Below are 23,843 nucleotides of genomic sequence, written 5' to 3'. Positions count from 1 at the left end.
ACGGATTATCGTATCGAGGAGAGGTCATTGTATGCGCCCGGCGTGCCGTTTTAGCGTGCGCGGGGGCGACTTTTTACTTATTTCGCCAGGAGACGTGCTGTGTCAGCAAAACGCAAACTGGGCCGCCAAGGCCTGGAAGTCTCGAAGATCGGCCTGGGTTGCATGGGCATGAGCCAGTCATACGGACCCGCGGATGAAGCGGAGGCTATCGCCACGCTACATCGCGCATTGGATCTGGGGATCACCTTCTTCGATACCGCCGAAGTCTATGGACCTTTCACGAACGAGGCGTTGCTCGGGCGTGCGTTGAAGCCATATCGTAGCAAATGCATTCTCGCCACGAAATTTGGCATGCGGATCGAGGATGGCAAGACCACGGGTCTCAATAGTCGACCAGAACATGTGATCGAGGCGGTGGAGGGGTCGTTGCGGCGCTTGCAGACCGATCATATCGATTTGCTGTACCAGCATCGAGTCGATCCAACGGTGCCGATCGAAGACACCGTTGGCGCGATGGCGCGATTGGTGGAGCAGGGCAAGGTTCGCTTTCTAGGCCTGTCTGAAGCCGGCGAGGCGAATATCCGGAAGGCGCATGCCACCGCGCCTATCTCCGTGCTGCAAAGTGAGTATTCGCTGTGGGAGCGGAATCTGGAGCCGCGCATCATCGGCGTGCTGCGCGAACTGGGTATCGGCCTCGTGCCTTTCAGCCCACTGGGTCGCGGCTTTCTGACCGGAACGGCCAAGCGGGCCGAGGAATATCCTGCCGACGACTTCCGGCATGACGATCCGCGTCTGCAAGGCGATAACTTCGATGCCAATATGCAAGCGGCATCGGTGGTCCAGGATATTGCGCGACATAAAGGCGTGAAGCCGGGGCAGATCGCCTTGGCCTGGGTGTTGCATCGAGGAGATGACATTGTCCCGATCCCAGGAACGAAGCGCCGAACCTATCTGGAGGAAAACGCGGCCGCCATGTCGATCACGCTGTCGGTCGATGAACTGCAGGCGCTGGATCGCGCGCTGCCGCCGAACGTTGTTTCCGGGGCCCGCTATAGCGAAGCGCGGATGAAGTCGATCGATCGTTGAGGGAGGGCGCCGGTGGTTGGCCGAGGTGTTAAGACAGGCGGCGCGGAAGGGGGTGACGATGGGAACTCGGGGCGTGGGCCGGTTACTGAGCGGCTGTGCGGGAACCCAGAGCCGTCCTTTTTCCCGCTTACTCACTCGAGGCCGGAATGAATTTCACCGAATTGCTGGAAGCGCTCAGCGCAGAGACCAAGCTCGATCTAAAGGATGTGAAAAATGGGGAATCGTGCTCGATACGTTTTGATGACAAGGTAGACGTCACCCTGGCGTCCGCGCCGGAGGGCGTGGGCGTCAATTTGTTCGCTGTTCTCGGTACGGTGTCGCAAGAAGATCGGTCGATCTTGTTTCCGGTGTTGATGCAGATCCATTTGCTCGGCCTGGTAACCGACGACGCCTACTTCAGCTTTGACGAAGCCGCGAGCCAGGTCACGCTGTTTCGCACCGTCCAGCTTGCGGGCATGGATCGCGCGGCCGGCATGAAAGCGGTCGAGTCTTTCGTCAATCAAGCCATGCGATGGTCCGCCGCCCTGCCGGATCTGAAAAATATTCCCCTGCATGCCGCCGTCAACGACATGGCGGGCAGTGGCGATCCTGCCGCCGGCTCCGTGTTGCGCCCAGGTGCTTCCACGACGCCCACGGGTTCCGGGCCGAATGCCGCCGGTAATGGCGCGCCTTTTGTCATGCCGGTATAAGGGGATAGAACATGATGCAATATCGCGATCTGCTGCTGGCGTTGGGACTGCAGGAAAAAATCGATATCGACCAGGTTCTGGAGACCGGAAGTTGCCTGGTGCGGATGGACCATTCGGGCGGCAAGGCATTGGAATTGACGCTTGAATGCGACAATGAGCGGCAGGTGGTCTGGCTGTATGCGCCACTGGGACGCGTGAAGGCGGAGGCCCGCGCAGATGTATATGGCATGCTGCTGCGCATGCATCTCTTTGGCCTGGCGACCGGGGGCGCGTATTTCGGTTTCGATGCGCAACGCGATACGATCAACTTGTTCAAGTCGATCCGCCTTGCATCGGCCGTGGCGCCGGACGCGGCACGACAGGTGAAGGCCTTCGTCAACGATGTACAGGCAATGTTGCAGACGCTGCCGGTGGAGCCGGACACGGCCATGACCGGGGCAGGCCTGAACCACATGACGCTGCTCACCGGATCATCGGCGGGCGCTGGCGGCATGGCGTCGCCGCAACAGGTTTGACGTTTGCCAGAACATCGTGACGCATGTGAGGAGCAGGGATGCAGTCGACAACCGGGATGTCGGGGTTGGGTGCGGTGCCAGGCCTGGCGGGGTGGCACGCGGTAAATGTGACGAATGCCGCCGGAGAGGTCGCGTCCGCGTTGGTCACCATGATTCGCGGTGCCCGGGTCAATGCCATGTCGGACGCAGTACGGCAGCACTTCCTGCATGGCGCGCTGATGGCGGGCATATCGGCGATGTCGACCGCGGAAGGCGCGCTGGATTTCCAACGTCGTATCGCTGATCGCCAGGCACGGGAAGTGTCGCCGCGCGAAGGCCACGATGCCGGATTGCGCGACCGCGTCGACCGCGCCAGACGCAGCGGTGCCAACGATGGTGTTGGCGCCGCTTCCGCCGAGCAGGATGGGGGCAGTGCCTTGCACTGGCATGACGCGGACCGGGTGGTGACATTGGGCGCGCATGCCCTGCGCCACCATGTCTGCGTCGCATTGGATGATCTCCAGAATCGGTATGCCGCGGACCAGGGCGAGACCACGGTACCGCTTGCGCTCGCCTACTTTCAGCAGGATCAGGATCTCACCCCGGACGCGGCATTGGCCGTGTCTTTGGCCGCGGCGGCAAGCCCTGCACCGCGTAGTGACACGCTGAGCGATGCGTTGGGCCACATGCTGTCGCTGTCCGCGTCGACGACCCCTGCCACGCGCTCAATGTTGCGCCAGGTGGATGATGGCCGTACCCCTTTCTGGCATGAAGGTGTGGCGGACGCGAGCGCGGTCGCGCACCGGACCTTGCGGCGTGCACTGCAATTGCTGACGGAGCAGCAGGGGTCGGTGCCTGCCGAACGTCATACGCCTTTGCGCGAGGTCTGCGCGGCATTCGACCCGTCGAGAATCGCACCGTTCGAGGGTGGCGTGCGTGTCGGCCTGGCACGCCACTGGAGCGGTACGATCGCGGCGGTGCGCACCGCCTCCTCCTTCACCGCCACGGTGACGCCCGCGGAACACGCGGATCCATTTTTGAGAAATATGCTGGAGCAGTTGCCGCGCGACGCGGCCGCTCGAAGGTCGGCGGTCGGTGGGGGAGCGTTATCACGACGGCTCGATCCGGCATTCGTCGCTGAAGCGGCGTTTGCATCCATTGGCATCCGCGACGGCCAGGATGCGAGGTCTCCGGCGACGTTCGATGCGTGGCCGCCGTCATCGCAGGCGATCGCCTCGCCGATATCCGCCGGGGCGGTGGACGCTCGTGCATCGGCACTGTTTGCCCGACTGCTCGCGCTCTGCGGCGGCGACGAGGCCGTGCTGCAGGTGCTGAGCCATCGCATGCATCAGAGCAGCCTGTTGGCGGCGACGTCGCCGGTCCTCGCGCAATATGCCCATGGTGACGACCCTCAGGTCTTGTTGCTGCCAGGGAGTAGTGGCCCTGGGCGCGATCAATTCGTTGTCCTGGGCGATGCACCGCTGTTTCACGTCGATGTTTGGGCCGATGCGGCCGGTGGTGTATGCGCCGATGGCGAAGTCAAGTGGCCGATTACGCAATATGGTGCGGCGGAGGATGCGTACGGCGCTGGGGCAGGGCGGCGCGCCGTTGTTCCGGCGCTGGCCGAATGGCACGTGCCCAGCGCGCCGAGCTGGCTGCAGATCCGCCGGGTTGTCCATGCAGGGCGTGACGAGGAGCCGGAGGGTATCGCGGCAATGCCGTCCGCCGGCGCGGTCCGCCTGACGTATGGCGTATCGCACATGGTATGCGAGATCGCACACCATATGACGTTCAATGCCGACACCGGCGCGCTGGTCTGAACCCACGGATATCATGGGCCGGGTCCGCGGTATATTTGGTCAGTTGGCGTTTTGCCGGACGACGGGGCCAGTATGCACGTCCCTGCGCCAGATCATCGTCACATGCTTCAAGTCGTTTATTTTTGCGATCAACGACGCCGGTTGCGTGATCGGGATCGGCAACCTGGCATATAAGGTGACGACACCGGTGTCGCGATGCTGCCCGAGGGTGCAGCCACCGGTGCCCGCGCCGTGGTGATTGCCTTCCAGCAATTGCCGGTTCAGTGCAAGGATGTGTTCTTGCAATGGCTTGCCCAATGCGGCGTAGAGGAGGATGTCTCCGTGCGTCGGGTCGCCATCGCACATCATGCCGATGGGCAACCCGTCCACTCGCAGTTCCTCCTGATTCCAGAGTTGATCCACCGTCATGCCGAGCGAGGGGCCGTGCCGCATCAACGCCATGCGCAGCGTGTCATAGGTCCAGGCAATGTCGGAACGGGCCGGCACGACAGGGTCAGTGTGTGTTGCGGGTATCGGGGTCACGATGAATATTCCCATACCAATCGCTTGCAATCGCGTGAAAGGCATCAAGGGCATTTTGCAATGCGTCGGCATCCAGCAGGTCGAGTGGCAAGCGCGCGTAGATGCTGACATTGCCCTGTGCGCTGTCACGTCCCAGCGTACATCCGGATGTTCCAAGTCCCAGGTGATTCGCTTCGAGCAGGCGTTTGTCGACGTCGGCGTCGCGCTCGGGGTGAGGGCGGCCCAACGACGCTGTCAGCATCACCTGGTCGTGGCCGTCATCGGCTTCGTGGAGAATATCGATGAGAAGCGTACCGTGACGGGGGCGAGCGGTTGCACAGTGGTTTTGAATGACGATCTCCATCGAACGGTCATGCAATTGAAGCAATGCGTGCAAAAGGTCGACGAATGCACTGGTCACGGTGTTACGGATACCTCATCGAGGAACAACAACAGGTTCGACACCGTGTCATCGCGACACACCGCCGCGATCACCTGTTCGACCTACCATGTTCAAGCCATCTTCTGGACGATGCCGCCGAAGGCGTCGTACAGATTCTTGATCAGCGTACTGCTCAGGTTCGACATCAGTGACCATTTGCCGATCAGCCCCTGGAATTGCAGCAGTTGCGACGTGCTCAGGTTGGGTTGCGTGATGAAGGTATTCATGTCCGCTTCGGTCGCCGTCAACGTCGAGCCGAGTGAGTTGATGATGCCGTCTGGCGAGAAAGTAGCCATGAGATTGCCTGTATCGGTTTGAATACGGTTGTGGAAGAAAGATCATATTGAGTGACGGAGCGTGCCGTGCCGTTCCGTTCACCCCGTACCGCTTTTCATCAGGCGGTCGTATGCAATGCGCCGGCTTCGTCGCGGACGTCACCGGTTCGGTTTCTCGCGATCCGGGGCCGCCCCATTGGTGTTCGCCGTGGCATCGCCCTCCGATCGTAATGCGGGTGGCGCAGCGGATCGGACGTGCAGCGCATGCGCGGTGTCCGGGCCGATTGACACGCGAAGCGACGACACAAAAGACAGGCCGGCCTCCAATGCCCGCACGCACGCTTGTGCCTTTACGAAGGCATCCTGCGGCAAGCCCGCGACGATCTGGGCGCGCAGGCGTTCACGCATCGCCGTGAGTCTTATCGTCAGCGCATCGCATTCGGCGCGCGTTCGAGGCGCACCGAAGTTGCCGTTCGCGCCATGGGGCGGCACATCGGCCGCGCCGCTTTGCGGCTGGCTGTCGCTTTTGGGCGCGATGCCGGGCGTGGGTGAAAGTGGCGGGGCAGGATGCATGGTGTCGACTCCGATGGCTTGAGCGATGCTTAGCGTTGCAAGACGATCCGCTGTGGTGGCGATGGCGGCGGCGCCTGCGTGCTGGACGCTGTGCGGGCGGTGCCTTGTTGCGCGCGTTGTGGTGGCGCCGTTTCCCGATCAAAGACAACGGTGGCGTCATCGACGAATATCAGACGGAAGCCGCGATACGCGCCACCCGGCAGCAGGCGCACATTCCCATCCACCACCACCGACGGCAGGGGGCCGCTGCTGATCGAGACGATTGCGAACGGCAGCAAGGTTGGGGTGAAACTGGCCCGGCTACCGCCGATCAGTGTTCGAACGGGGACGCGGTCGCCATAGCGCTGGTGGAAGCTGTCGAGCATACTGCGCAGCCGTCCGGCATCCGTCGTGGGGGGGGGCATCCAGCACCAGTTGGCCGAGGCTTTGGGCCGCGCTCGTGCGGGCGCTCGCGACAGTGGGGGCGGTGGCGCCGGCCGGGGCCCAGTGAATGGCGGCTCCGGGCAAGCCCACCGCGCGCATCGCGTCTTCGAGCGCCGTCACCGCGCCGTCGGCGGTCAGCAACGCGGTGTCGGCCAGCGTTGCGTTCGGCACCGCCGAGGCGAAGGCGTCACGCAACATGGTGCGCAGCGATGTCAATGCGGGATCGGTGTCAGTGCCGACTCCCGCTGCCGTTATCGAAGGCATCGCGGACGTTTCCGTCGATGCCTCGGACGCCGTCGGGGATGCTGGCGGGACGATACCGAGCGCATCGGCATCGGACGGCGGCAGGATGACGCCGCGGATGCGTATCTGGCCGCTATTACCGGCATCGACGCTGAGGAAAGGGCCGAAGTGACTTGCCATGTCGCGTGCGGCCTGCACGGCCTCGGCGATGATATCGATTCGCATCGCGGGCATCGGCGTCAGACGCGCCAACGCGTTGGAGAGGCGATCTCGTGCCCCGTCGTCGGCTACCCAGCCGGAGACAACCACGCCGCCGAGCGGATCGCGCTCCGCGCGGATGGCATCGCTCCATCCCCCGGCGCGCAACGCTTGTCGCACCTGCGCGAGGATGTCGTTTGATGGCGGGGGGGAGGGCGTCACCGGGGGCGGTGCGTGGCGCGGCAGGATGACGAACAGCGCAAACAAGGCGGCGATGATCGACAGCGCACCGGCCACCATGATCCAGCGGGTGGGCACGCCCCCCGCTGATGCGGCCACGGGGGTAAGCGCCGTTGCGTCCGTTGCTTCGGTACGGCCCGGGGCACGATGGATATGGCGGCGTAGCGCCCCCCAGGGGCCGCGTTCCACCGCGCGGGTCGGTTGGTTCGTCACAGTGGGTCCCGAAGCTTTCGCCGTCACTTCTTCCGCGTCCACTCGCGCATCGGTGTCCACCGGGTCCAAGGGAGATGCATCGTATGCGTCCGGCGTCGACCCATGGGTTGCCATTGGGGTCTCGATCGTTCCGTCCTGTCCCGAGGGCGTCGCCATATCGCGTGACGGGGATGCCGATAGCGCGGCGCCCAGCTCGGACAGGGTCGCGTCTTCCGGCAGATGTACGGCGGGCCAGGGAGCGTCGGCATGCGCGACGGTCACCGTCAATTGCCCGATGTCGATCGGTGTGTCGATCGGCATGACCGCGTCGTGATCGCGCGTGGCGTCGCGGTTGCCGCCGCCGCTGTCGTTGACGGAATCCGCGTGGTGATGCGCGTCATCCGCCTCATCGGCGCGCGGTGGGTTATCGGCGCCGTCGCGATGATCGTCCTGGTCGCGATCGGCTTCGGCGTCGGTGCGGTGCGATGCGGGACGCGCGTCTTGACGACGCAGGCACCAGCCGGTGACACGGCCGTCTGATGCTTGTGCCAACCGTACGCGCAGCGTCAAGTGAGAGACGGCGTCATCGGTCAGCATGATGTCGCAATCGTCCTGCCCGCCGACACGCAGGGTTTCACCCGGCCCCACGGCAATCTGCGCGCCTGCATGCCAGCCACGCAGTATGCGAAGCGCGAACCTGGCAGGTCCCTGCGATGGCGCAATATCGTGCGGCGCTGAGAAATCCTGAGGTTTCATCGTCTATCTATTTTTAGGATATGAGGCGCAAAGCCCGCCACTGAGGTGGCGTTGGCGGCACATTTGCCGCGACAAACCGGAAACCGAACCATGCAGATCGATCAAACGGAACAAGATGGCTGGCAGGTCATGCACCTCAATGGCAGACTCGACGGGACGGGCGCGCCGCTTCTCGAGCACGCGATCGATGCCTACCTCGGCGACGGGGGGCGTCATCTTGTGCTCGACTTGTCGCGGCTCAGTTACATCAGTTCCATCGGCTTGCGCGTCCTGCTGATGGCGGGAAAGCGGCTGGCGCGTCCGGGCCCCGGCAATACGACGTCCGACGCGCGGCAGTCCGCTTCGGTCGCCGCCGCGGGCGGCGAGGTGACAGCGGAGCGCGGCGCCAAGGGGCAACTCGTGCTGGCTTCGCTTAAGGCGAACGTACGGGAGGTACTCGAGATGAGCGGCTTCATCGCGTTGTTCCCAGTCATCGACGACCTCGCGACCTTGCAGCCGGCAGCGGCGTGATACCGGCACGTCATCATGCAAAAGACCTTCAGGCGCACCGACGGGTTGGCGTGCCTGCCTGTGCTGCCGTGCGTGCATGATCGGCATGGTCCTAGAGCACGATGCGGTCGAGCGGCTGAACATTGATCTCGGGCGTCAACTCCTGGTACGACAGCACCGGCAGTTCGTAAAAGTCGCTCTCGATCAGCTTGCGCATATAGCGCCGGATATCCATCGACGTCAACATCACGGGGGGATGGGCACCCCCGCGCAGATCGCCCACGACGAGCTTGATCGCCGCGATCAGTGATTTCGAGACGGCGGGATCGAGGGCAAGGTAACTGCCGCCGGACGTCTGCCTGATGGCGCTGCGCACCGTATCCTCGATAGCGGGTGCCAGCAGATACGCGGGCAGCACGTTGTGGTTGCTGGCGAACTTGTAGCTGATCTGGCGCTTCTGGCTGATGCGGACATACTCCGTCAGCAAGACGGTATCCTTCTCTTTCTGACCCCATTCGATCAATGCCTCCAGAATGCCACGCAGGTTACGCACCGAGATGTCTTCCGAGACGAGGCGCTGCAAGATCTCCGCGATCTTCTGGATCGGCATCACGCGCATCGTCTCCTTGACCAGGTCCGGAAACCGGCCTTCCATCGACTCGATCAGGAAACGTGTCTCCTGGATGCCGATGAAATCCGCGGCGTATTTTTTCAGTACGAAGGCGAGGTGGTAGGTCAGGATCTGGCTCGGGTCCATCGTCGCGATGCCGACGTTCGTCAAGGTACCCCGCAACGAGGCGTCAACCCATAACGTCGCGATGTTTGGCAGGAAGGGCACATCGGGTTCGAACGGCACTTGCAATGCTTCAAGGTTGCGCTGCGTGTCACGTACCAGCAGATGTGCGGGTCGCAGGCGTCCGCTGGCTACCGGTACCTCGGAGAGCAGTACGCTGTAGCGCTCGTCGGCCAGCGCGTTCGTGAAGCGCAACGCGATGCCAGGGAAGGGCACGCCCAGGTCGGCGTACAGCGCGCGTCGGATCTTGATCAGTTCGCTATTCAACACATTCGCGCTGAAGGTACTTCGCAGTCCCGTGGCCACGTCGACACTCAACGGAACCGTGGGCGAGAATTCCGTATGTTCCTGAGCGGTTTCGGGCGTTTCTTCCCCTTGTCCCGCGGCCCGCAGGCCGGGGATTTCAGAGACCGTGCCCGTCTTCGCGTCCACGACCCGTCGGGTGGAACGCAGCAGCACGAAACCAATCAGGCCGGCGGGAATCGCCAGGCAGATGAACACGGCCATCGGCATGCCCGGAATCATGCCCATGCCCAGCGCCACGCCCGCGCCGATCAGCAAGGCCCGCGGTTGCGACAGGATCTGCATGCCGATGTCGCGACCTACGTTCGACTCGCCTTCGCCGGTTTGGACACGCGTGACGATCATGCCCGCGCAGATGGCGATGAATAGCGCCGGAATCTGCGCGATCAAGCCATCGCCGATCGTCAGGACGGAATAAGTGCTGACCGCCTCCGCCATCGGCATGCCGCGCTGGACGCTGCCGATGATGATGCCGCCGAGCATGTTGACCGCCACGATGATGATGCCGGCGATGGCGTCGCCCTTGACGAATTTCATCGCGCCGTCCATCGAGCCGTACAACTGGCTTTCCTTCTCTACGCGTGAGCGGCGTTTGCGCGCTTCGGTCAGGTCGATGGCGCCGGCGCGCATGTCCGCATCGATCGACATCTGTTTGCCCGGCATGGCATCCAGCGAGAAACGCGCCGCGACTTCCGCGACCCGTTCGGCCCCTTTCGTGATGACGACGAACTGGACGATGGTCAGGATCAGGAATACCACCAGGCCGACGACGAGATTACCGCCGACGACGAAGTTTCCGAATGTCTCGACGATATGGCCCGCATCGCCTTGCAGCAGGATCAGGCGCGTGGTGGATATCGAGATGGCCAGACGAAACAACGTGGTGACCAGCAACACCGACGGGAACGACGAAAATGACAGCGGTGAAGGGAGATACATCGCGACCATCAACAGAATGGCCGACAACGTCATGTTGATCGCGATCAGCGTGTCCACCAGCCAGGTGGGCAGCGGCAGGATCATCATGAACACGACCCCGACCAGGATGAACGCCAGCAGGATATCGTTACGGCTGGTGGCCAGCGCCACCGCGCGTTGCAAGGTCTGGTACATGATCGGGCGTGTGAAGGAGGGTTCGGGGGTCAGGCGTCCGGCACGAATGGCGCCGCATCCTGTGCAGGCAACGGGTCCGCCGCGCGGGCAATCGCGAAGGCCTGCATGGCGCGCGCCGCTTCTTCATGGCGTCCGAGCGCGGACAGGATCTGGGCACGTAACAACTGGTAGGGTGCGCTTACCTGTACCCGCACCGGAATAGCCGAGAGCGTCGCCAACGCCGCCTTCGGCTTGCCGGCGCGCAATTGCGCCAGCGCCAGTACCCCGCGGATCGGGTCGTCGGCGGCGGCATCGTGTGCCAGCAACGCGAGCAGTGCGGCGGCGCGGTCCGCGCGCTCGTGTGACAGGAACAGAAAGGCAAGCTGTTCGATGAAGGCGCGGTCATCGTGGTCGGCCAGCAACATCCGTGAAGCGGTGGGCGTCTGACGCGCGGCGGGTGGAGACGAGGTGTCCAATACGGCGGAGGCCATCTCAACCCGCCACTACCAGGCCGCGATACGTTGCCAGCTCCTGCCGCATTTCACGGGTCGACACGAGCACGCGGTGCGCCGCCCGCATGGTCCTTGCCCCGGTGTCATTCGTCGCGTTGACGTTGTCCGTCCGTCCTGCGTCCTGGCGCACCGCCTTTTCGCGCGCGGCCAGTCCGCGTTCAAGCGATTGACAAGAACGATCGAGTGCTTCGCCATAGCTTTTCGGCGTTGCAAAGGCGCGGGTGGATGCGGCTATTGATGCATCGGCGGGGGCATGTTCTGGCGCAGTACTGCTTTTAACCCCGAGCGCGGCCAGCAAATAAACGTCGAGCCCTTGTTCACGAAACAGCTTTTGTAACGGGCCGCCGGTCGGCGTATCCGATGGCAGGAGCGAGGCGGGTCCGGTGGGTAAGCGCGGTCGATCCGCGGCATCGAGTTGGCTGACGTTCGTCAGGCCGTGGTCCAGTCGATATGGGTGCAGTTCCATCTTTCTCGATCAAAGCGTTTCTTCAGTCCATCGAATGCGGTTGCCACCCGTGCAGGTAACGCAGCGCCGCTTCAGCCTCATCGAGATGCAGCGCACTGCCGTGCAAACGCACCATGACGATCAAGGCGTCCTCACGGGCATGCGCGTCCTGCACCGACTGGGCCGCAACATGTATCGACCAGTGCGGATGCGGCGGATGCAATGCATCGGTGGCGTGGGACGCGTCGCGGTTCCGTCCGCCGAGCATTTCCCGCGATGTGGCGGCCAGACGCTGCATCGCGTCCAGCACATGACTTGGCAACTGCGACGCCACCGGGAAGATGGCTTGCAGCAATAACGTTTCATCAAGCGGTTCGATACCGATCCGCGCGCCGGACGCGAGGCGCAACACCGTGCGCTGACGGCTTTGCGCGGGCTCGGCGGCAAAGCCAAGTCGCACGGCCAATGCTTCCACCAGCGCCTTGACCGCATGGGCGGCATCTGATGAGCCGGATGCACCTACGCCGAGATCAGACATGCGCGTTTTCCTCGTCTATCAGATCGTCCAGCGCATGCTGCACCGCTTCGCGGGCACGCATGCGTTGTTGATCGTCCACGAATACCCGCTCTGGCATGTCTCGCAGCACGGCGCTGAAGCCATGCAGGAAGGGAATGGCGCGCGCCAGTACGACAGGAACGCCTTCCGTTCCGGGCGTCGCGTCGGGGGCCGACGGATCTTGCTCTTGGCCAGCCATTGTGCGCGCGAAGGCCACGAACGCTTCCGGTGTAAAGTACGATTGATCAGTCAGATCAACCGCTTTGCGCATCGTCTGCAACGCAGCCGCGCCCGCATCGGCCGGAGAACCCGGGTGGAGTACTTCGGCCAACGAGTCGCACTGCTGCAGCACGGTGACGGCCGTGGTGACGTGCGATTTTTCCGTCAGCAACGCGTGCAGGTGCGCCCGATCGACCGAGGGACGCAGCGAGTCGATATCGCGCCCCACAGCCAGGATGAATCGTTCGAGCACTGCTTGCACCACGCTACCCGCGGCCTGGGGGGATGTACCGTTCTCCCCTGCTGCCGTGCCGGCGCGGGCAGGACTGTCGAGCAGGGCGGTCACGCCGTCCAGTACCCGATGCAGCACCGAGGCAATGCGCGTGTCGCCTTCCACCAGCGTTGCATAGGACGCTTGCAGCGACACGATTTCAGCCGCATCCAGTCGCCGTCCGTCTCCGGGCGTTTGCCAGACGCCACCGGTATTCAGGTCCGCACGAATCCGCGTGCCGTGCGAGAACTCCAGTTCCTGCGTCATGTCGGCGAGCCGTTCCAGGATTGCCTCGGTGTCTTCACGCCGTCCGCCTCCGCGTCTGCCCGCGCGCTGTCCGGCATCGCTGTCCTGATCCTGATCCGACCCCACCGCACCACGGCGCAGCGCCCCCGCGGCCTGCTGCAACGACACGAAGAGTTTTGTCGGATTGTTGTCGCATCGTTCGCGCAACAACTGCAGCATCGTGTGCGGTGCGCCTTGTTGAAGATCGGCGACCAACGCCTCGCGTGTGCGCTGCGCATCTTCATCCTGCTGCAATGTCTCGGCAAGGAACTCGGCCAGCGCTTCAGGATCGATCCATTCGTGCGTCTCTTCCTCCCGCAACGCGCGATCAGCCTCGTCTTCGCTATCCATTTCGGCCGCGATGTATTCCGCCAGGGCATCGGCTTGCTCGGCCAGACGTTCCCCGTGCTCGATGGCGAGGAGCGCATCGTTCTTGAAGATAGGGGCCGCGCCGTCATGGCTTTGTCCGCCGGGCCGCGCCGTGGTATCAGCGCGCGGGCCGACGGAATCGAACGTACTTGGGGCTTGTTTCATGGGGGTGGAGCCGATGTGAAAAGCGGTCATGGCGGTGCACGCAGGTAAGCGAAATAGCGAAGGAACGAAGAAGCGCGAAGTCATCGGTGCTGCGCGATGTCGATGCATGGTTTGATGGATCGATACAACGCCTCGGTTATTCGTGGTCCAGGAACGTGGCGCCTGTCGAGACGCGGCGCGGCAGCCCGACTGTCTGCTTTTTTTACCGTAAGGAAAGGTTGTCGGGATCTGCTGGTGCACAGTAACGCGGCAGGGGACATGCGTTCCCCGCGCGCGCTGAATTGCCGCGCGGGGTGGTCGCCAGATCGCATGGGTCGGCAAACAATGTGACGGGCGGGCGGGTCGTGCATTCGGAAACGCCGGATTGGCAAAGGGAACCCGAACGAGCCGGAGGGTACAGAGTTGGGACGCCTATATAAAGTCGAACGCGGATCGCGACGATGCAGCCCGCACGAGGGGATTGGGCGACGTTTTCATCTTTTCATATGAAGGAGGGTTTGTGTCCACGCATTCCGAACCTGATGACCGCCATGTTGATACTGCAAATGCGCCGTCGCCCGACGTTGGCAATGCCACGTTGACCCCTGCCGATATTGAATTGGATGCCCGTATCGCCGCCTACCTTGAGAGCGGCGCGGAGACGATCGCGCAAGCCGAGGCGTTGCTGATCGAAAGTCAGGCGCTGTTCGATGAGAGTGGTTTGGATCTGGCGTCCGTCATGTCGCGGTTGTCGCCTGCGGAGCGGGCGCAGCTCAACGAAATGACGGCGGAAGACGAGGCGGAAATCGAGAAAGCACTAATGCAGGCCAAGGCGGCGCAGGCGTTTTCCGTGGCGGATCGCAAGGACGTCGGCGGCATGGCCGGCGCGGTGCGCCGCGGGCGCTTGTTTATTTGATGATGTCGGTTTGCAAGGAGGAATGATATGAGCACTCCCGTTTCTGGTGTCGGCGGTGTAACCGATTTGACCGGGAATTTTGAGACCGATTTGAATCTGGTGATGGCGGCGCGTTTATCGGTCAGTGAGCAAAGCATCCAGGGAAAGCTCACGGCGATGAAAGCGTCCACCACGCAGATGCAGAAGTTGAACGAACTTTCGGGTTCCCTGTCGCGTCTGGCGGCCAGCATGCAAACGAGCAAATCGGAAGATAAGCTCAAATTGACAAACGCCGAGCCGCAGAAAAGCAATATCGAGGAAATCAAGACGCTTTGTAGTCAGACCGGCCTGGATGTGACGTCGATCCTGGGTAATGCGGATTTATCCCAGGTGACGCTTAACCAGTTGACCAGCGCGGCGACATCGGTACGCCAGAAAGCCGACTCGATTGGGAGTACGAGTCAAACGGATCAGCTCATGACGCAGCAGGCGATGAGCAGAATGGGGCAGATTGTCGATCAGTGGTCAAACATGATGTCGAAGATCGCGCAGGCAAAGCAGACCCCCATCTCGAATATGCGTTAACGACCATGAACGATGCGGCCGAAGGGGTCAACGAAAGCAAGGCCACGCCGGATGTCCAGGTGGTCGGTGGCCGATGGGTGGAATGGGTCGCGCAAGGCGGTCTGACGCGTGACTTCGTCGGTATCGATGAGCGGGAAATGGAAACGGCTTATCACTACGCCACGCAGCTTTATCAACAAAAGCGCTATCAGGATGCATCGGTGCTGTTTTTGTTCCTGAGCGCGCATAACCAGTGGGAAAGCCGTTATCTGCTCGGGGCGGCCGGGTGTGCGCAGATGCTGGGCCGCTTCGAGGATGCCCTGTCTTCGTATGGCACGGCCGCCAGTCTCCAGATGTCGGACCCGATGCCGCAATTCCGCATTGCGGAATGCTTGATCGCATTGAACATGCGCGAGGAGGCCGTGGAGACATTGCGCTTTGTCATCGATCTTGCCGATGCGCCAGAGCACGTCGCGCTTCGTGCCCGCGCACGGGCGACGCGGGAGTGGTTGCTGCAGGAGGCCAGGCCATGAGTGATACAGCGTTGCCGTCGAGCGGCGCGTGGTCATCGACGAACGAGACCTACGGGGATGGCCTGGACGGTGGTAACGCCGCGAAGCCCGGTGGCGGTCGTGCGCCGGGGGAGCCGACGTCGACCACGGGCGCGCCGGCCGGCGCACCGCGCATGAACGTGGGCGTTGATCCGACGATAGATCCCCTGCGCGCGCTTCGCGATTACCTTCGTACTTCCAGCGTGTCGGGCGGCAGTGGCGACGACGATAACGGCGCACCCGCGCTGGCGCCGTCACACCTGAGCGGCAACGTCGAGGATATGGCGCTCGCGATGCATTTGATGCAAGCGAGTTTTTCCAATGCCCAGGCTGGCACGGCGCTCGCGGAGATCAAGAACAATTCGGTGAAGCTAAAGGCCAGTCAGGCCGAACAGAATGCGCACTACAAGAAGGCCGTGGAAAGCGGGCGAGAAGCGGAAGCCAAATCGGGCGGCGTGCTCGGATTTTTCAGGAAACTTTTCAAGGCGACTGCGGCGTTGGCCGGCATCGTGTTGTCGGCGATCGCCGTTGCCGCGACCGCGGGCGCCGCGGCACCCTTGCTCGCGTTCGCCGTCGCCGGTGCGATTGGCGCGACCATCAGCCTGGCCAGCGAAATCAGCCAGGCGGCGGGCGGCCCCCCGATTTCCCTGTCGGCGATGCTGACAAAAATGGGTACGGCACTTGCCCTGGCCTGTGGGGCTTCCGAAGAGGATGCGGAGAAGATCGGCAAGGTCGCGGGAAATAGCATGGGTGTCTTGCTGGCCGTGATCGACCCGTCGATATTGGGGGAACTGGCGGGGGGCATCGCTGCGCTGTCGGGCGCTAGTCCCACGGTGATGGGGATCATTACCGTGGTGGCGACGCTCGCGGCCGTCGCATTGACGATGGCGGGGACGAATGCGCTGCTCAAAGGAGTGGAAGGCGGTAACAAGCTCGTTGGTGTGCTCGCGAAAATGGCCGGCTTGAAGTACGGGTTGATGGTCACGAAAGGGGTGGCCGAGGGCGCGGGCGGCATCGTCGGTGGGACGCAGGGCATTCTGGTCGCGCGCAGCCAATTCGAGGTCGATACCGCTCGCGCCGATGCGAAGGCGGCGTCTGTACAGACCATGAAATTGCAGAAGCAGATGGACGATCTCCTGGAAGAAGTCCGCCGGTTGTTCGAGCGGGTAGAGGATAGCTATAGCGGCGCCACGCGGATGTTGGGCCGCGCATCGCAGTCGTATCAACTGCTTGCCCGCAACATGGGCGCCCGAATGGGCGCGTGAGTACAAGCGCGTAAGTTCGAATAACGCCGGGCCTGATCGAAGGCATGAGGAAGGAGAAAGTCATGGTGGACACGCAATTATCGGCTAAACGAAACGATGCCGGCGCGATCGGCAACGCTTACGCGTCGGAACGGCAAGGGGCAGCCGCACGATCGGTCGAAGATATCGAAGGGTTGGTCAGCCGTCTGCGGGAGGGACTGTCCACGCTTTCCTTGACGTCGCGCTATACGCGCGACGAATTGGACACGATCTATGCGTTGGGCTGGTCACATTTGTCGCGTGGGCAGGCAGACACGGCTTTGCGTCTTTTTCTGTTCCTGACGGACTACGCGCCAACCGCCCCGACCTATTTGACGGGCTTGGGCGTTTGTCTGCAGCAGTGCGATCGATATGAGGAAGCGCTGACCGTGTTTTCCTGGGTCGGCACGCTTGACGGTGAAAACGTCGAGGCTACCCTTCGCAGCGCTGAATGTCTGCTCGCGCTCAAGGACCGGACAGAGGCGGAACGCCTGCTGGATCTCATCGTGACGGATTCGATGGTTTCTTCTGGAAAACGGACGCATGTGGCCTATCGTGCGCAAGCCTTGCTCGATGTGCTGCGACGCGGCATCGAGGGCAACGGCGCGAGTTCCGTTAGCGGGCGAAGGACCGCAAGCGCAGCGGTTGACAGCGGTCCGGTATCGGCACCGTTCTGACGGTGCGCGTGTACCCGACCGTGGAACCGGGCGCCGCTGGCGGGTTACACAGGTAATGGAATAGATGACGACAGTATTGAGGAGAAGGAACGATGGTTGACGGAATTCGCGGTGACGGGGCCGGGATTACCCAGTCCGTGGTCAACGAAGGCGCAACGAATACCGCGGGTGCGTCGTTGGCAAAGCCGGGCGCTGCCGGGGCGTTGTCGTCGCAAACGTCAACGCCGGTTACCGCCGATCATCCGGGCCTGGCGTTCGACGCAGCGGCGAAAGCGCCAGGGGCACCGATGCCGTTGCCCGTGCCGGATGCCGATGCGTTGTCGAAACCGCGAGTCGGGCAGGCAATGACCGCGATCATGGGGGGCGGCGATGACGGCGGCGCCGCAGCGGTATCCGAGATCGATATCAATCAGTTGATGTTGATGATGTTCGAAATGTCACGCAGTCTGCGTGATACCGCGATGAAGCAACGCGCGATGAGTCAGGAAGCGAATATCGCCAGCCAGTCGGCGGCGATCAACGCGATGCGGGATGCGGCGGCGCAACGCTTGGCCAGCGCCATCATTGACGGTGTGAGCCAGTGTGCGATGGGCGCGCTGGCACTGGCTCAGGCCGCAGGCACGGCAAAAGCGTCGTTCGCGGCGGAAACCGCGAAGGTGGAGTATGCCGGTGCGAAGGAGCTGTCCAAGCAAGGTAACGCCGCTGCGCCCGGGATCGGCCCGATGCGTCCTACTCCCGCCGACGTGCGGGCGGTAGGGGCGCGGTTCGCGGAAGCGAAAGTGGCAGCCAACACACTGGCGGCCCGCAACGACGGCTACCAGAAGATGGGCGCGGCGATTGGGAAGGCGACCAGCGCCGTGACGACATCGTTTGCCGACGAGGCATCGATCACGCAGCGCCGGCATGAACTGGATGCAAGCCGGCATGATACTGCGACGAATTCCGCCGCGGAAATGGCCGGCGTGATGCGCGACCGCGCGAATGAAACATTGCAAACGCTGCGTGCGATTCACCAGTCGCTGGCGGATGCGTCCAACGCGATCACGCGCAATCTGTGATGTCCGCCCGACCCGGCACCGCGCACGTGGCCGATACCGCTCAGGGGCCTGCCGGATCCCTTCTCGACAGCGGCGAAATCAATCTGCTGAACCGCCTGGGATACCTGGCGGCGGAGCGGGGTGATCTGAAGCATGCCGAACCGATCCTGGCCGGTGTCATCGCCATGCGGCCGAATCGCGCCGCGGGCCATATCGGCCTAGCGTTCGCGGCCATGAGCGCGGGTCAGGGGTCGCGCGCGATAGCGGTGTTCGAAAACCTCCGGCCGCCGGTGCCCTCGCTGTCGGCGCTCTGGCGGCGCACGGCGGCCCCCGACGACACCGCGGCGGATGCGCCCGACCGTTTTGCGCCCCATGAGCGCGTGGCGCTTGACGTGCATCACGCGGTGATGCTGCACGCGGTAGGTCGCCAGGCCGAAGGCGAGCAGATCGTGTCGGCCATCCAATGGGATAACGTGCCGGCACAGGATGCCGATGGCCAGCCGCTCGATCCGGCGTTACGACGACTCGCCGATGTCTTGACGAATAAGACAACTGCAAACGCAAGGAGCAGGTGATGTTGGAGGCACTGGCACAAAACGCGGCGGGCATACCCGCTGGCGCTGGATCGGGTGGCGGCGTGCGCGGCGCGGCCGATCCCGCCGCAGTCGCGCGTTTCAACGCGGCACTGCAAGGCGAACCGCTCCCCAGGAGTATCAGCGACGGTGCGTTGCAGGCGGACGGGCAGCCGGTGCCCGCCCTTGTGGCACCAACCTCCTCGACCACCGCATCCCGTTTTGCCAACGACGTGAAAGGCGCGCTGCGAGGTGTGTCGCAATCGTGGCATGAGGTCATGCATAACGTCGCGGCGACCGATGACATGTCATTGGCCACCTTGACGCGCCTGCAGATGACCACGCTCGGCGCGACGTTTCAGATCGACCTTGCGACGAAGTTGATCTCGAAGCCCCCTCAAATTATCGATCAGTTGGTAAAGACACAATGATGCGCGCCGGATGCATGGGGGCGGTGCTGCTGTGCCTGTTGCTGGCGGCCTGCAACTCGCGGGTGGAGTTGATGTCGACGGTCCCGGAGGACGAGGCGAACGACATCATGTCGACGCTGCTAAGCGACGGTGTCCAGGTTACCAAGACGGTAGTCAAGGGTGGTTCATCCTTGTCCGTGCCGAGCGATCAGGTCGCCGTCGCGCTGGAAGTGATGCGCGCGCATGGGTTGCCGCGCGAGCGTTTCACGGGTATCGGTAATGTCTTCCGCAAGGAAGGGCTGGTGTCCTCGGCGCTCGAGGAGCGCGCGCGATACGTTTTCGCGCTGTCGCAGGAGCTGGGGCAGACGCTGTCTCAGATCGATGGTGTCGTCTCCGCGCGCGTGCATGTGGTATTGCCGGAACGTGGCGGCATCAACGAGGTCGCCACGCAGGCAAGCGCGTCGGTTTTTATCAAGCACAAGGCGGGCGTCAGCCTGGATGCGCTGATGCCACAGATCCGGACCATGGTCGCCAACGGTATTCCGGGTCTGAGCGTGGCCCGGGTGACCGTGTTCATGGTGCCGGCGCAAGCGGTGCCCCATGGGGACGCGGTGCCGTGGGTACGTGTGGCCGGTTGGCATGTCGCGCCGAATTCGGTGTCGGGATTGCGCATCGTGATCGGCGTGACCTGCGCCCTGGCGCTGGCGATGGCCGCCGGTCTGGCCGGAATGGGCTGGTGGACATGGCGGATGCGCGCATCGTTGCGTGACGCTATCGCGGCGTCGGGCGCGAGCTCGCCGCCTGCTGCAAAAAGTCCCGGCCTGATGGCAGTGCCAGGCGGACAGGCTGCCGTTGGGCCTGGCACTGAGGAAGCGGGTGATGAACGTGCCAACCCCCGTTGACCCGGAGAACCGGTGGCAGTTGCCCGCGCCGCTGGCCGAGCGCCTGGATGACTTCACGCGCTGGCCGTCGCGGAACCTGCACGCCAGTCGCCAGGAACCGTCGGACCGGGAGACGCTGACGCGTCTGAGCGCGTTTGGCCCCTCGGCGGCGGTGTACTGGCACCGCGTGAAGTCCGAGGCCTTGTCCGCGACGCATGGTCTTGACGATCTGCCAGTGCCGGCATTGCCTGCCGCATTGGCGCGCGTGGTGCTGCTGGATGCAAACGAGTTAACCGCGCTGGCCAGCTTGTGTGGCGTTACGTTGCAGGCACCGTGGGTCCGCTCGGCAATCCGGCGTGAAGAGGTGGCGCAATGGCGCGAGGCGCTTGGCGATTCGCTCTACACGTTCGCGCTGCGGCAGGCGCATCGCTTCCACCCCCTTGCATGCATGACGCCGCACATGCTTGCCATGGAAGCGGGTGAAGCGTTTGCCGATACGTTGCTGGCCGGCCCCGCCATGACGAGCGAACCCGCGCCGGTACAGACACGCGCCGCGCTGCCCCAGGGCGCCGTTCTCCTCCCCGGTGCCTTCGATCGCGATCATCTCAGCGTACTTGGCACGCCGCGGATGCGGCAGACGGTCGATGCCATCGGCTGGCGGGTGCTGGCCACCCTCGCGCTGCGCACGCCGGATGCAATCGGTCGACGCCTTGCCTTGAAGCTGCCCGTCGACGCGATTGCGGCGGTGGTGCCGGATCGCTTTCCCGGGTCGCCGCTTTTGGCCGCGGGACAGGTGCGCGCGGCGGCCTCGCTGCGCCCCACCGTTTTGCCGGCCGCACCGGCACTGACCGCCTTCGCCGACACGGACTTGCTGACGTTTGTCGCCTCTTTGACCACCTGCCTGGATGCGCCATGGCTTTCCACATTCGACACGTTGCCGTGACCCCGCAGCAGGCCAGTGTTCACCTCACGCCCGGAACGCGGGTGGTGAAGGCGTCCGCATCCGCGGCATACGTCGCCGCCGACCGGCTGCTGGCAGAGGCAACACGAAAGGCACAAGCGATCATCGACGACGCCCAGCGCGCCCATGACGAAGAAAGTGCCCGAGGCTATGCAGAAGGGCGCGAGACGGCGCAACTGGAGCAAGCGGAGCGCATGATCGAGAACGTTGGTCGCGCGATCGACTATTTCGCGCGGGTCGAACGCGACGCGGTGGATCTGGTGATGTCCGCCGTCACGCGCATCATCGATGATTTCGACGACCTCGCAAAGGTGACGATGGTCGTGCGCTCGGCGCTTGCCGCCGTGCGCAATCAGAAGCAGGTGCTGTTGCGCGTCCATCCGGAGCAAGCCGCGTCCGTGCGCTCGCGTCTCGATACCATTTTGTCGGGTTTTCCATCGGTCGGTTTTGTCGATGTGGTGGCCGATGGCCGGCTTGGACATCACGCCTGCATCCTGGAAACCGATATCGGCATGGTGGATACCAGCCTTGATGGTCAACTCACGGCAATCCGCAACGCGCTTGGCGCCGTTCTAGGGGAACGTTCGGAGCGGGACGGTCACGCGCGACCCGCGAGGCGTCTTACGCGCGGCGAAGACGTACATGCCCGTGGCTCGGAGGATTGACGCGCCATGCGCACATTCGACTACATCACCGACATGATGCAGGCCGCGCTGCAGGATGCGCGGACCGTTGAGGTCAAGGGGCGTGTCACGCAGGTGACCGGCACGATCATTCGCGCGGTGGTGCCCCGGGTGCGCGTAGGCGAACTCTGTATCCTGCGCGACCCGGACGGCCGTTTCGAGATGCGCGCCGAGGTGGTGGGTTTTGTCCGCGACGCGGCCTTGCTGACGCCGCTCGGCGACATGTATGGCCTGTCCGCGGGCACGGAAGTGCTGCCCACCGGACAGTCGCATCGCGTGCCGGTGGGCGACGAATTGCTCGGCCGCGTATTGGACGGCCTGGGACGTCCGCTGGACAACCTGGGCGAGACCGATAAGAACGGCGCGCCCAAGCCGTTGCGCACCGGCATGTACTACCCCGTGTTCGCCGAAGCGCCGGACCCCCTGACACGCCGCATCATCGATCGGCCTTTGGCGCTCGGTATCCGAGCGCTGGATGGCCTGATGACCTGCGGCGAGGGGCAGCGGCTCGGTGTATTCGCCGCGGCGGGCGGCGGTAAGTCGACGCTGCTAGGCATGCTTGTCAAGCACGCGGACGTCGATGTGACGGTGGTGGCCCTGATCGGCGAGCGCGGGCGCGAGGTTCGGGAATTCATCGAGCGCGAACTCGGACCCGAGGGGCGCCGACGCGCGGTGATCGTGTGCGCCACGAGCGACCGCTCGTCGATGGAACGCGCCAAGGCCGCCTATGTCGCCACGGCGATCGCCGAATATTTTCGCGACCAGGGCAAGCGCGTGCTGTTCCTGATGGACTCGGTGACGCGTTTCGCGCGCGCGCAGCGTGAGATCGGCCTGGCCGCCGGAGAACCGCCTACACGGCGCGGTTATCCGCCGTCGGTATTCGCCACGCTGCCCAAGCTGATGGAGCGGGTGGGAACGAACGACAAGGGTTCGATCACGGCGTTGTACACGGTGCTTGTGGAAGGCGACGACATGACGGAACCGATCGCGGACGAAACGCGTTCTATCCTGGACGGGCACATCGTGCTGTCGCGCGCGCTTGCGGCGACGAACCATTATCCAGCGATCGATGTGCTTGCGTCCACGAGCCGCGTGATGAATGCCGTCACGTCCCCGGAGCATCGCGCGGCGGCCGCGCGCGTCCGTGAGCTGATGGCGAAATACGACGACGTCGCGTTGCTGCTGAAGATCGGCGAATACCAGCGCGGCGGCGATCCCGTTACGGATGAGGCGATTGCAAAGCGGGACGCGATCGTCCGGTTTCTGCGGCAAGGGGTGCATGAGCACAGCACCTTCGAGGAGACGCTGGGGCAGTTGATCGCATTGGCGCGCTGAACGATGGAACTGATCGACGAGTTGTTGAAGATAAAGGAACTACGCGAGTCGCGTGCGCAACTCGCGTTGACGCGCGAGCAATGGGCATTCGCGAAGACACGGCAGGAGCGGGACGATGCGCTGCAGACCTGGGAAGCGCAGTGCGATGAGGCACGCGAACGCGAGACCACCTTGTTCGGCGCGATGATGGGCGCATTGCGACGCGTCCGGGAAATCGAGGACACCCGCTGGGAAGTCCAGTCGATGCGGCAGGAGTCGGACCGACTCGGCGACCTGGCGAGCCAGGCCGAGCTTGCATTGACGCAGGCGCAAGCGCGGCTCGATGAGGTCAGGAACACCGCACGCCGCGCCGAGCGCGCCAAACAGAAGTTTGTCGACCTGGCACTGCGATACACCCATATTGCGGCGCGCGAGGCGCAACGGGTGGAGGACCTAGAAATGGAGGAGGTCGCCGCGCAAGGCAAGGCCGGGGCGGATCGCGCGGACCAGGAAGCACGGGAAGAATGGAACGCCGACCACCCTCCGGGTGACTGAGCGGCAAGAAAACCGCAGTGCTCACCCGGTAAGCTGGTTAAGGAAAGCAT

At 63.6% G+C, this 23,843-nt stretch carries 29 protein-coding genes; 18 read left to right on the top strand and 11 right to left on the bottom strand.

Annotation, left to right across the window (positions count from 1 at the left end):
• Positions 1-99 precede the first annotated feature (99 nt).
• The 4 genes from WM40_RS00965 (at position 100) to WM40_RS27560 (ending at position 4,089) form a co-directional block, all read left to right on the top strand.
• Positions 100-1,086, top strand: coding sequence for an aldo/keto reductase (locus WM40_RS00965; RefSeq protein WP_046151887.1), 987 nt, complete (start codon positions 100-102; stop codon positions 1,084-1,086).
• Between the two features lie 146 nt (positions 1,087-1,232).
• Positions 1,233-1,775 (top strand): type III secretion system chaperone, encoded by a 543-nt coding sequence (locus WM40_RS00960; protein WP_024902542.1) that lies wholly within the window; start codon positions 1,233-1,235, stop codon positions 1,773-1,775.
• A gap of 14 nt (positions 1,776-1,789) precedes the next feature.
• Positions 1,790-2,290: a type III secretion system chaperone gene (locus tag WM40_RS00955; RefSeq protein ID WP_157685655.1), complete on the top strand. Its 501-nt coding sequence runs from the start codon at positions 1,790-1,792 to the stop codon at positions 2,288-2,290.
• Between the two features lie 38 nt (positions 2,291-2,328).
• Entirely contained in the window at positions 2,329-4,089 is a 1,761-nt protein-coding gene (locus tag WM40_RS27560) for a hypothetical protein (RefSeq protein ID WP_052738101.1), read from the top strand.
• 39 nt (positions 4,090-4,128) lie between these two features.
• Here WM40_RS27560 and WM40_RS00945 read toward each other — a convergent pair whose 3' ends face one another.
• The 6 genes from WM40_RS00945 to WM40_RS27555 all read right to left on the bottom strand — a co-directional run bounded on the left by WM40_RS00945 (position 4,129) and on the right by WM40_RS27555 (position 7,932).
• Positions 4,129-4,575 (bottom strand): type III secretion system chaperone, encoded by a 447-nt coding sequence (locus tag WM40_RS00945; protein WP_046151885.1) that lies wholly within the window; start codon positions 4,573-4,575, stop codon positions 4,129-4,131.
• 7 nt (positions 4,576-4,582) lie between these two features.
• On the bottom strand, positions 4,583-5,011 hold the full coding sequence (locus WM40_RS00940) for a type III secretion system chaperone (protein ID WP_024902545.1): 429 nt from the start codon (positions 5,009-5,011) through the stop codon (positions 4,583-4,585).
• Between the two features lie 92 nt (positions 5,012-5,103).
• Entirely contained in the window at positions 5,104-5,328 is a 225-nt protein-coding gene (locus WM40_RS00935; RefSeq protein WP_024902546.1) for an EscF/YscF/HrpA family type III secretion system needle major subunit, read from the bottom strand.
• Positions 5,329-5,466: 138 nt separating this feature from the next.
• On the bottom strand, positions 5,467-5,880 hold the full coding sequence (locus tag WM40_RS00930) for a hypothetical protein (RefSeq protein WP_046151884.1): 414 nt from the start codon (positions 5,878-5,880) through the stop codon (positions 5,467-5,469).
• Between the two features lie 29 nt (positions 5,881-5,909).
• The gene (locus tag WM40_RS00925) at positions 5,910-6,158 is read right to left on the bottom strand and encodes a hypothetical protein (protein ID WP_046151883.1); all 249 of its coding nucleotides are present in this window, start codon (positions 6,156-6,158) and stop codon (positions 5,910-5,912) included.
• A gap of 22 nt (positions 6,159-6,180) precedes the next feature.
• Positions 6,181-7,932, bottom strand: a complete 1,752-nt coding sequence (locus WM40_RS27555) for a hypothetical protein (RefSeq protein ID WP_052738100.1) — start codon at positions 7,930-7,932, stop codon at positions 6,181-6,183.
• 90 nt (positions 7,933-8,022) lie between these two features.
• On the opposite strand from WM40_RS27555, the gene WM40_RS27550 reads away from it, so the two are divergent.
• The gene (locus tag WM40_RS27550; protein WP_157684948.1) at positions 8,023-8,442 is read left to right on the top strand and encodes an STAS domain-containing protein; all 420 of its coding nucleotides are present in this window, start codon (positions 8,023-8,025) and stop codon (positions 8,440-8,442) included.
• 91 nt (positions 8,443-8,533) lie between these two features.
• Here the strand turns inward: WM40_RS27550 and sctV are convergent, their stop codons facing one another.
• Genes sctV through WM40_RS00880 form a run of 5 tightly spaced genes read right to left on the bottom strand, consistent with a single transcriptional unit; the run spans position 8,534 to position 13,431 of the window.
• On the bottom strand, positions 8,534-10,630 hold the full coding sequence (gene sctV, locus WM40_RS00900; RefSeq protein WP_046151879.1) for a type III secretion system export apparatus subunit SctV: 2,097 nt from the start codon (positions 10,628-10,630) through the stop codon (positions 8,534-8,536).
• A 29-nt stretch (positions 10,631-10,659) separates the two neighbouring features.
• Positions 10,660-11,100, bottom strand: coding sequence for a tetratricopeptide repeat protein (locus tag WM40_RS00895; protein WP_051504295.1), 441 nt, complete (start codon positions 11,098-11,100; stop codon positions 10,660-10,662).
• Position 11,101: 1 nt separating this feature from the next.
• Entirely contained in the window at positions 11,102-11,587 is a 486-nt protein-coding gene (locus tag WM40_RS00890) for a hypothetical protein (protein WP_024902552.1), read from the bottom strand.
• A 22-nt stretch (positions 11,588-11,609) separates the two neighbouring features.
• Positions 11,610-12,104 (bottom strand): hypothetical protein, encoded by a 495-nt coding sequence (locus WM40_RS00885; RefSeq protein ID WP_024902553.1) that lies wholly within the window; start codon positions 12,102-12,104, stop codon positions 11,610-11,612.
• Entirely contained in the window at positions 12,097-13,431 is a 1,335-nt protein-coding gene (locus tag WM40_RS00880) for a TyeA family type III secretion system gatekeeper subunit (RefSeq protein ID WP_046151878.1), read from the bottom strand. The genes WM40_RS00885 and WM40_RS00880 overlap by 8 nt, the downstream gene beginning before the upstream one ends.
• Positions 13,432-13,930: 499 nt before the next feature.
• Between WM40_RS00880 and WM40_RS00875 the strand changes: the two genes are divergently transcribed.
• The 13 genes from WM40_RS00875 (at position 13,931) to sctO (ending at position 23,793) form a co-directional block, all read left to right on the top strand.
• A complete protein-coding gene (locus WM40_RS00875) occupies positions 13,931-14,326 on the top strand; it encodes a hypothetical protein (RefSeq protein WP_046151877.1) in 396 nt (131 codons plus the stop codon).
• Positions 14,327-14,353: 27 nt separating this feature from the next.
• A complete protein-coding gene (locus WM40_RS00870) occupies positions 14,354-14,890 on the top strand; it encodes a hypothetical protein (protein ID WP_024902556.1) in 537 nt (178 codons plus the stop codon).
• 5 nt (positions 14,891-14,895) lie between these two features.
• Positions 14,896-15,402: a SycD/LcrH family type III secretion system chaperone gene (locus WM40_RS00865; protein WP_051504298.1), complete on the top strand. Its 507-nt coding sequence runs from the start codon at positions 14,896-14,898 to the stop codon at positions 15,400-15,402.
• Positions 15,399-16,685 (top strand): type III secretion system translocon subunit SctE, encoded by a 1,287-nt coding sequence (sctE, locus tag WM40_RS00860; protein WP_036008450.1) that lies wholly within the window; start codon positions 15,399-15,401, stop codon positions 16,683-16,685. Before WM40_RS00865 ends, sctE begins: the two co-directional genes overlap by 4 nt.
• Before the next feature lie 62 nt (positions 16,686-16,747).
• Positions 16,748-17,380 carry a tetratricopeptide repeat protein gene (locus tag WM40_RS27545; protein WP_051504299.1) on the top strand — a complete coding sequence of 211 codons (633 nt, stop codon included), beginning with the start codon at positions 16,748-16,750 and terminating at the stop codon, positions 17,378-17,380.
• A 92-nt stretch (positions 17,381-17,472) separates the two neighbouring features.
• Positions 17,473-18,438, top strand: a complete 966-nt coding sequence (gene sctB, locus WM40_RS00850) for a type III secretion system translocon subunit SctB (RefSeq protein ID WP_046151874.1) — start codon at positions 17,473-17,475, stop codon at positions 18,436-18,438.
• Positions 18,438-18,992: a tetratricopeptide repeat protein gene (locus WM40_RS00845; RefSeq protein ID WP_046151873.1), complete on the top strand. Its 555-nt coding sequence runs from the start codon at positions 18,438-18,440 to the stop codon at positions 18,990-18,992. The genes sctB and WM40_RS00845 overlap by 1 nt, the downstream gene beginning before the upstream one ends.
• Positions 18,992-19,420 (top strand): EscI/YscI/HrpB family type III secretion system inner rod protein, encoded by a 429-nt coding sequence (locus WM40_RS00840; protein ID WP_046151872.1) that lies wholly within the window; start codon positions 18,992-18,994, stop codon positions 19,418-19,420. The genes WM40_RS00845 and WM40_RS00840 overlap by 1 nt, the downstream gene beginning before the upstream one ends.
• Positions 19,417-20,301 carry a type III secretion system inner membrane ring lipoprotein SctJ gene (sctJ, locus tag WM40_RS00835; RefSeq protein ID WP_024902563.1) on the top strand — a complete coding sequence of 295 codons (885 nt, stop codon included), beginning with the start codon at positions 19,417-19,419 and terminating at the stop codon, positions 20,299-20,301. Before WM40_RS00840 ends, sctJ begins: the two co-directional genes overlap by 4 nt.
• Positions 20,279-21,223: a hypothetical protein gene (locus tag WM40_RS00830; RefSeq protein ID WP_046151871.1), complete on the top strand. Its 945-nt coding sequence runs from the start codon at positions 20,279-20,281 to the stop codon at positions 21,221-21,223. Before sctJ ends, WM40_RS00830 begins: the two co-directional genes overlap by 23 nt.
• Entirely contained in the window at positions 21,193-21,906 is a 714-nt protein-coding gene (locus WM40_RS00825) for an HrpE/YscL family type III secretion apparatus protein (protein WP_024902565.1), read from the top strand. The genes WM40_RS00830 and WM40_RS00825 overlap by 31 nt, the downstream gene beginning before the upstream one ends.
• Before the next feature lie 6 nt (positions 21,907-21,912).
• Positions 21,913-23,259 (top strand): type III secretion system ATPase SctN, encoded by a 1,347-nt coding sequence (gene sctN / locus WM40_RS00820; protein ID WP_024902566.1) that lies wholly within the window; start codon positions 21,913-21,915, stop codon positions 23,257-23,259.
• A gap of 3 nt (positions 23,260-23,262) precedes the next feature.
• Entirely contained in the window at positions 23,263-23,793 is a 531-nt protein-coding gene (sctO, locus tag WM40_RS00815) for a type III secretion system stalk subunit SctO (RefSeq protein WP_024902567.1), read from the top strand.
• The last annotated feature ends 50 nt before the right edge of the window (positions 23,794-23,843 follow it).

Source organism: Robbsia andropogonis (assembly GCF_000970345.1).
Lineage (GTDB): Bacteria > Pseudomonadota > Gammaproteobacteria > Burkholderiales > Burkholderiaceae > Robbsia > Robbsia andropogonis.
This window is presented reverse-complemented; position numbering and strand designations above follow the sequence as displayed.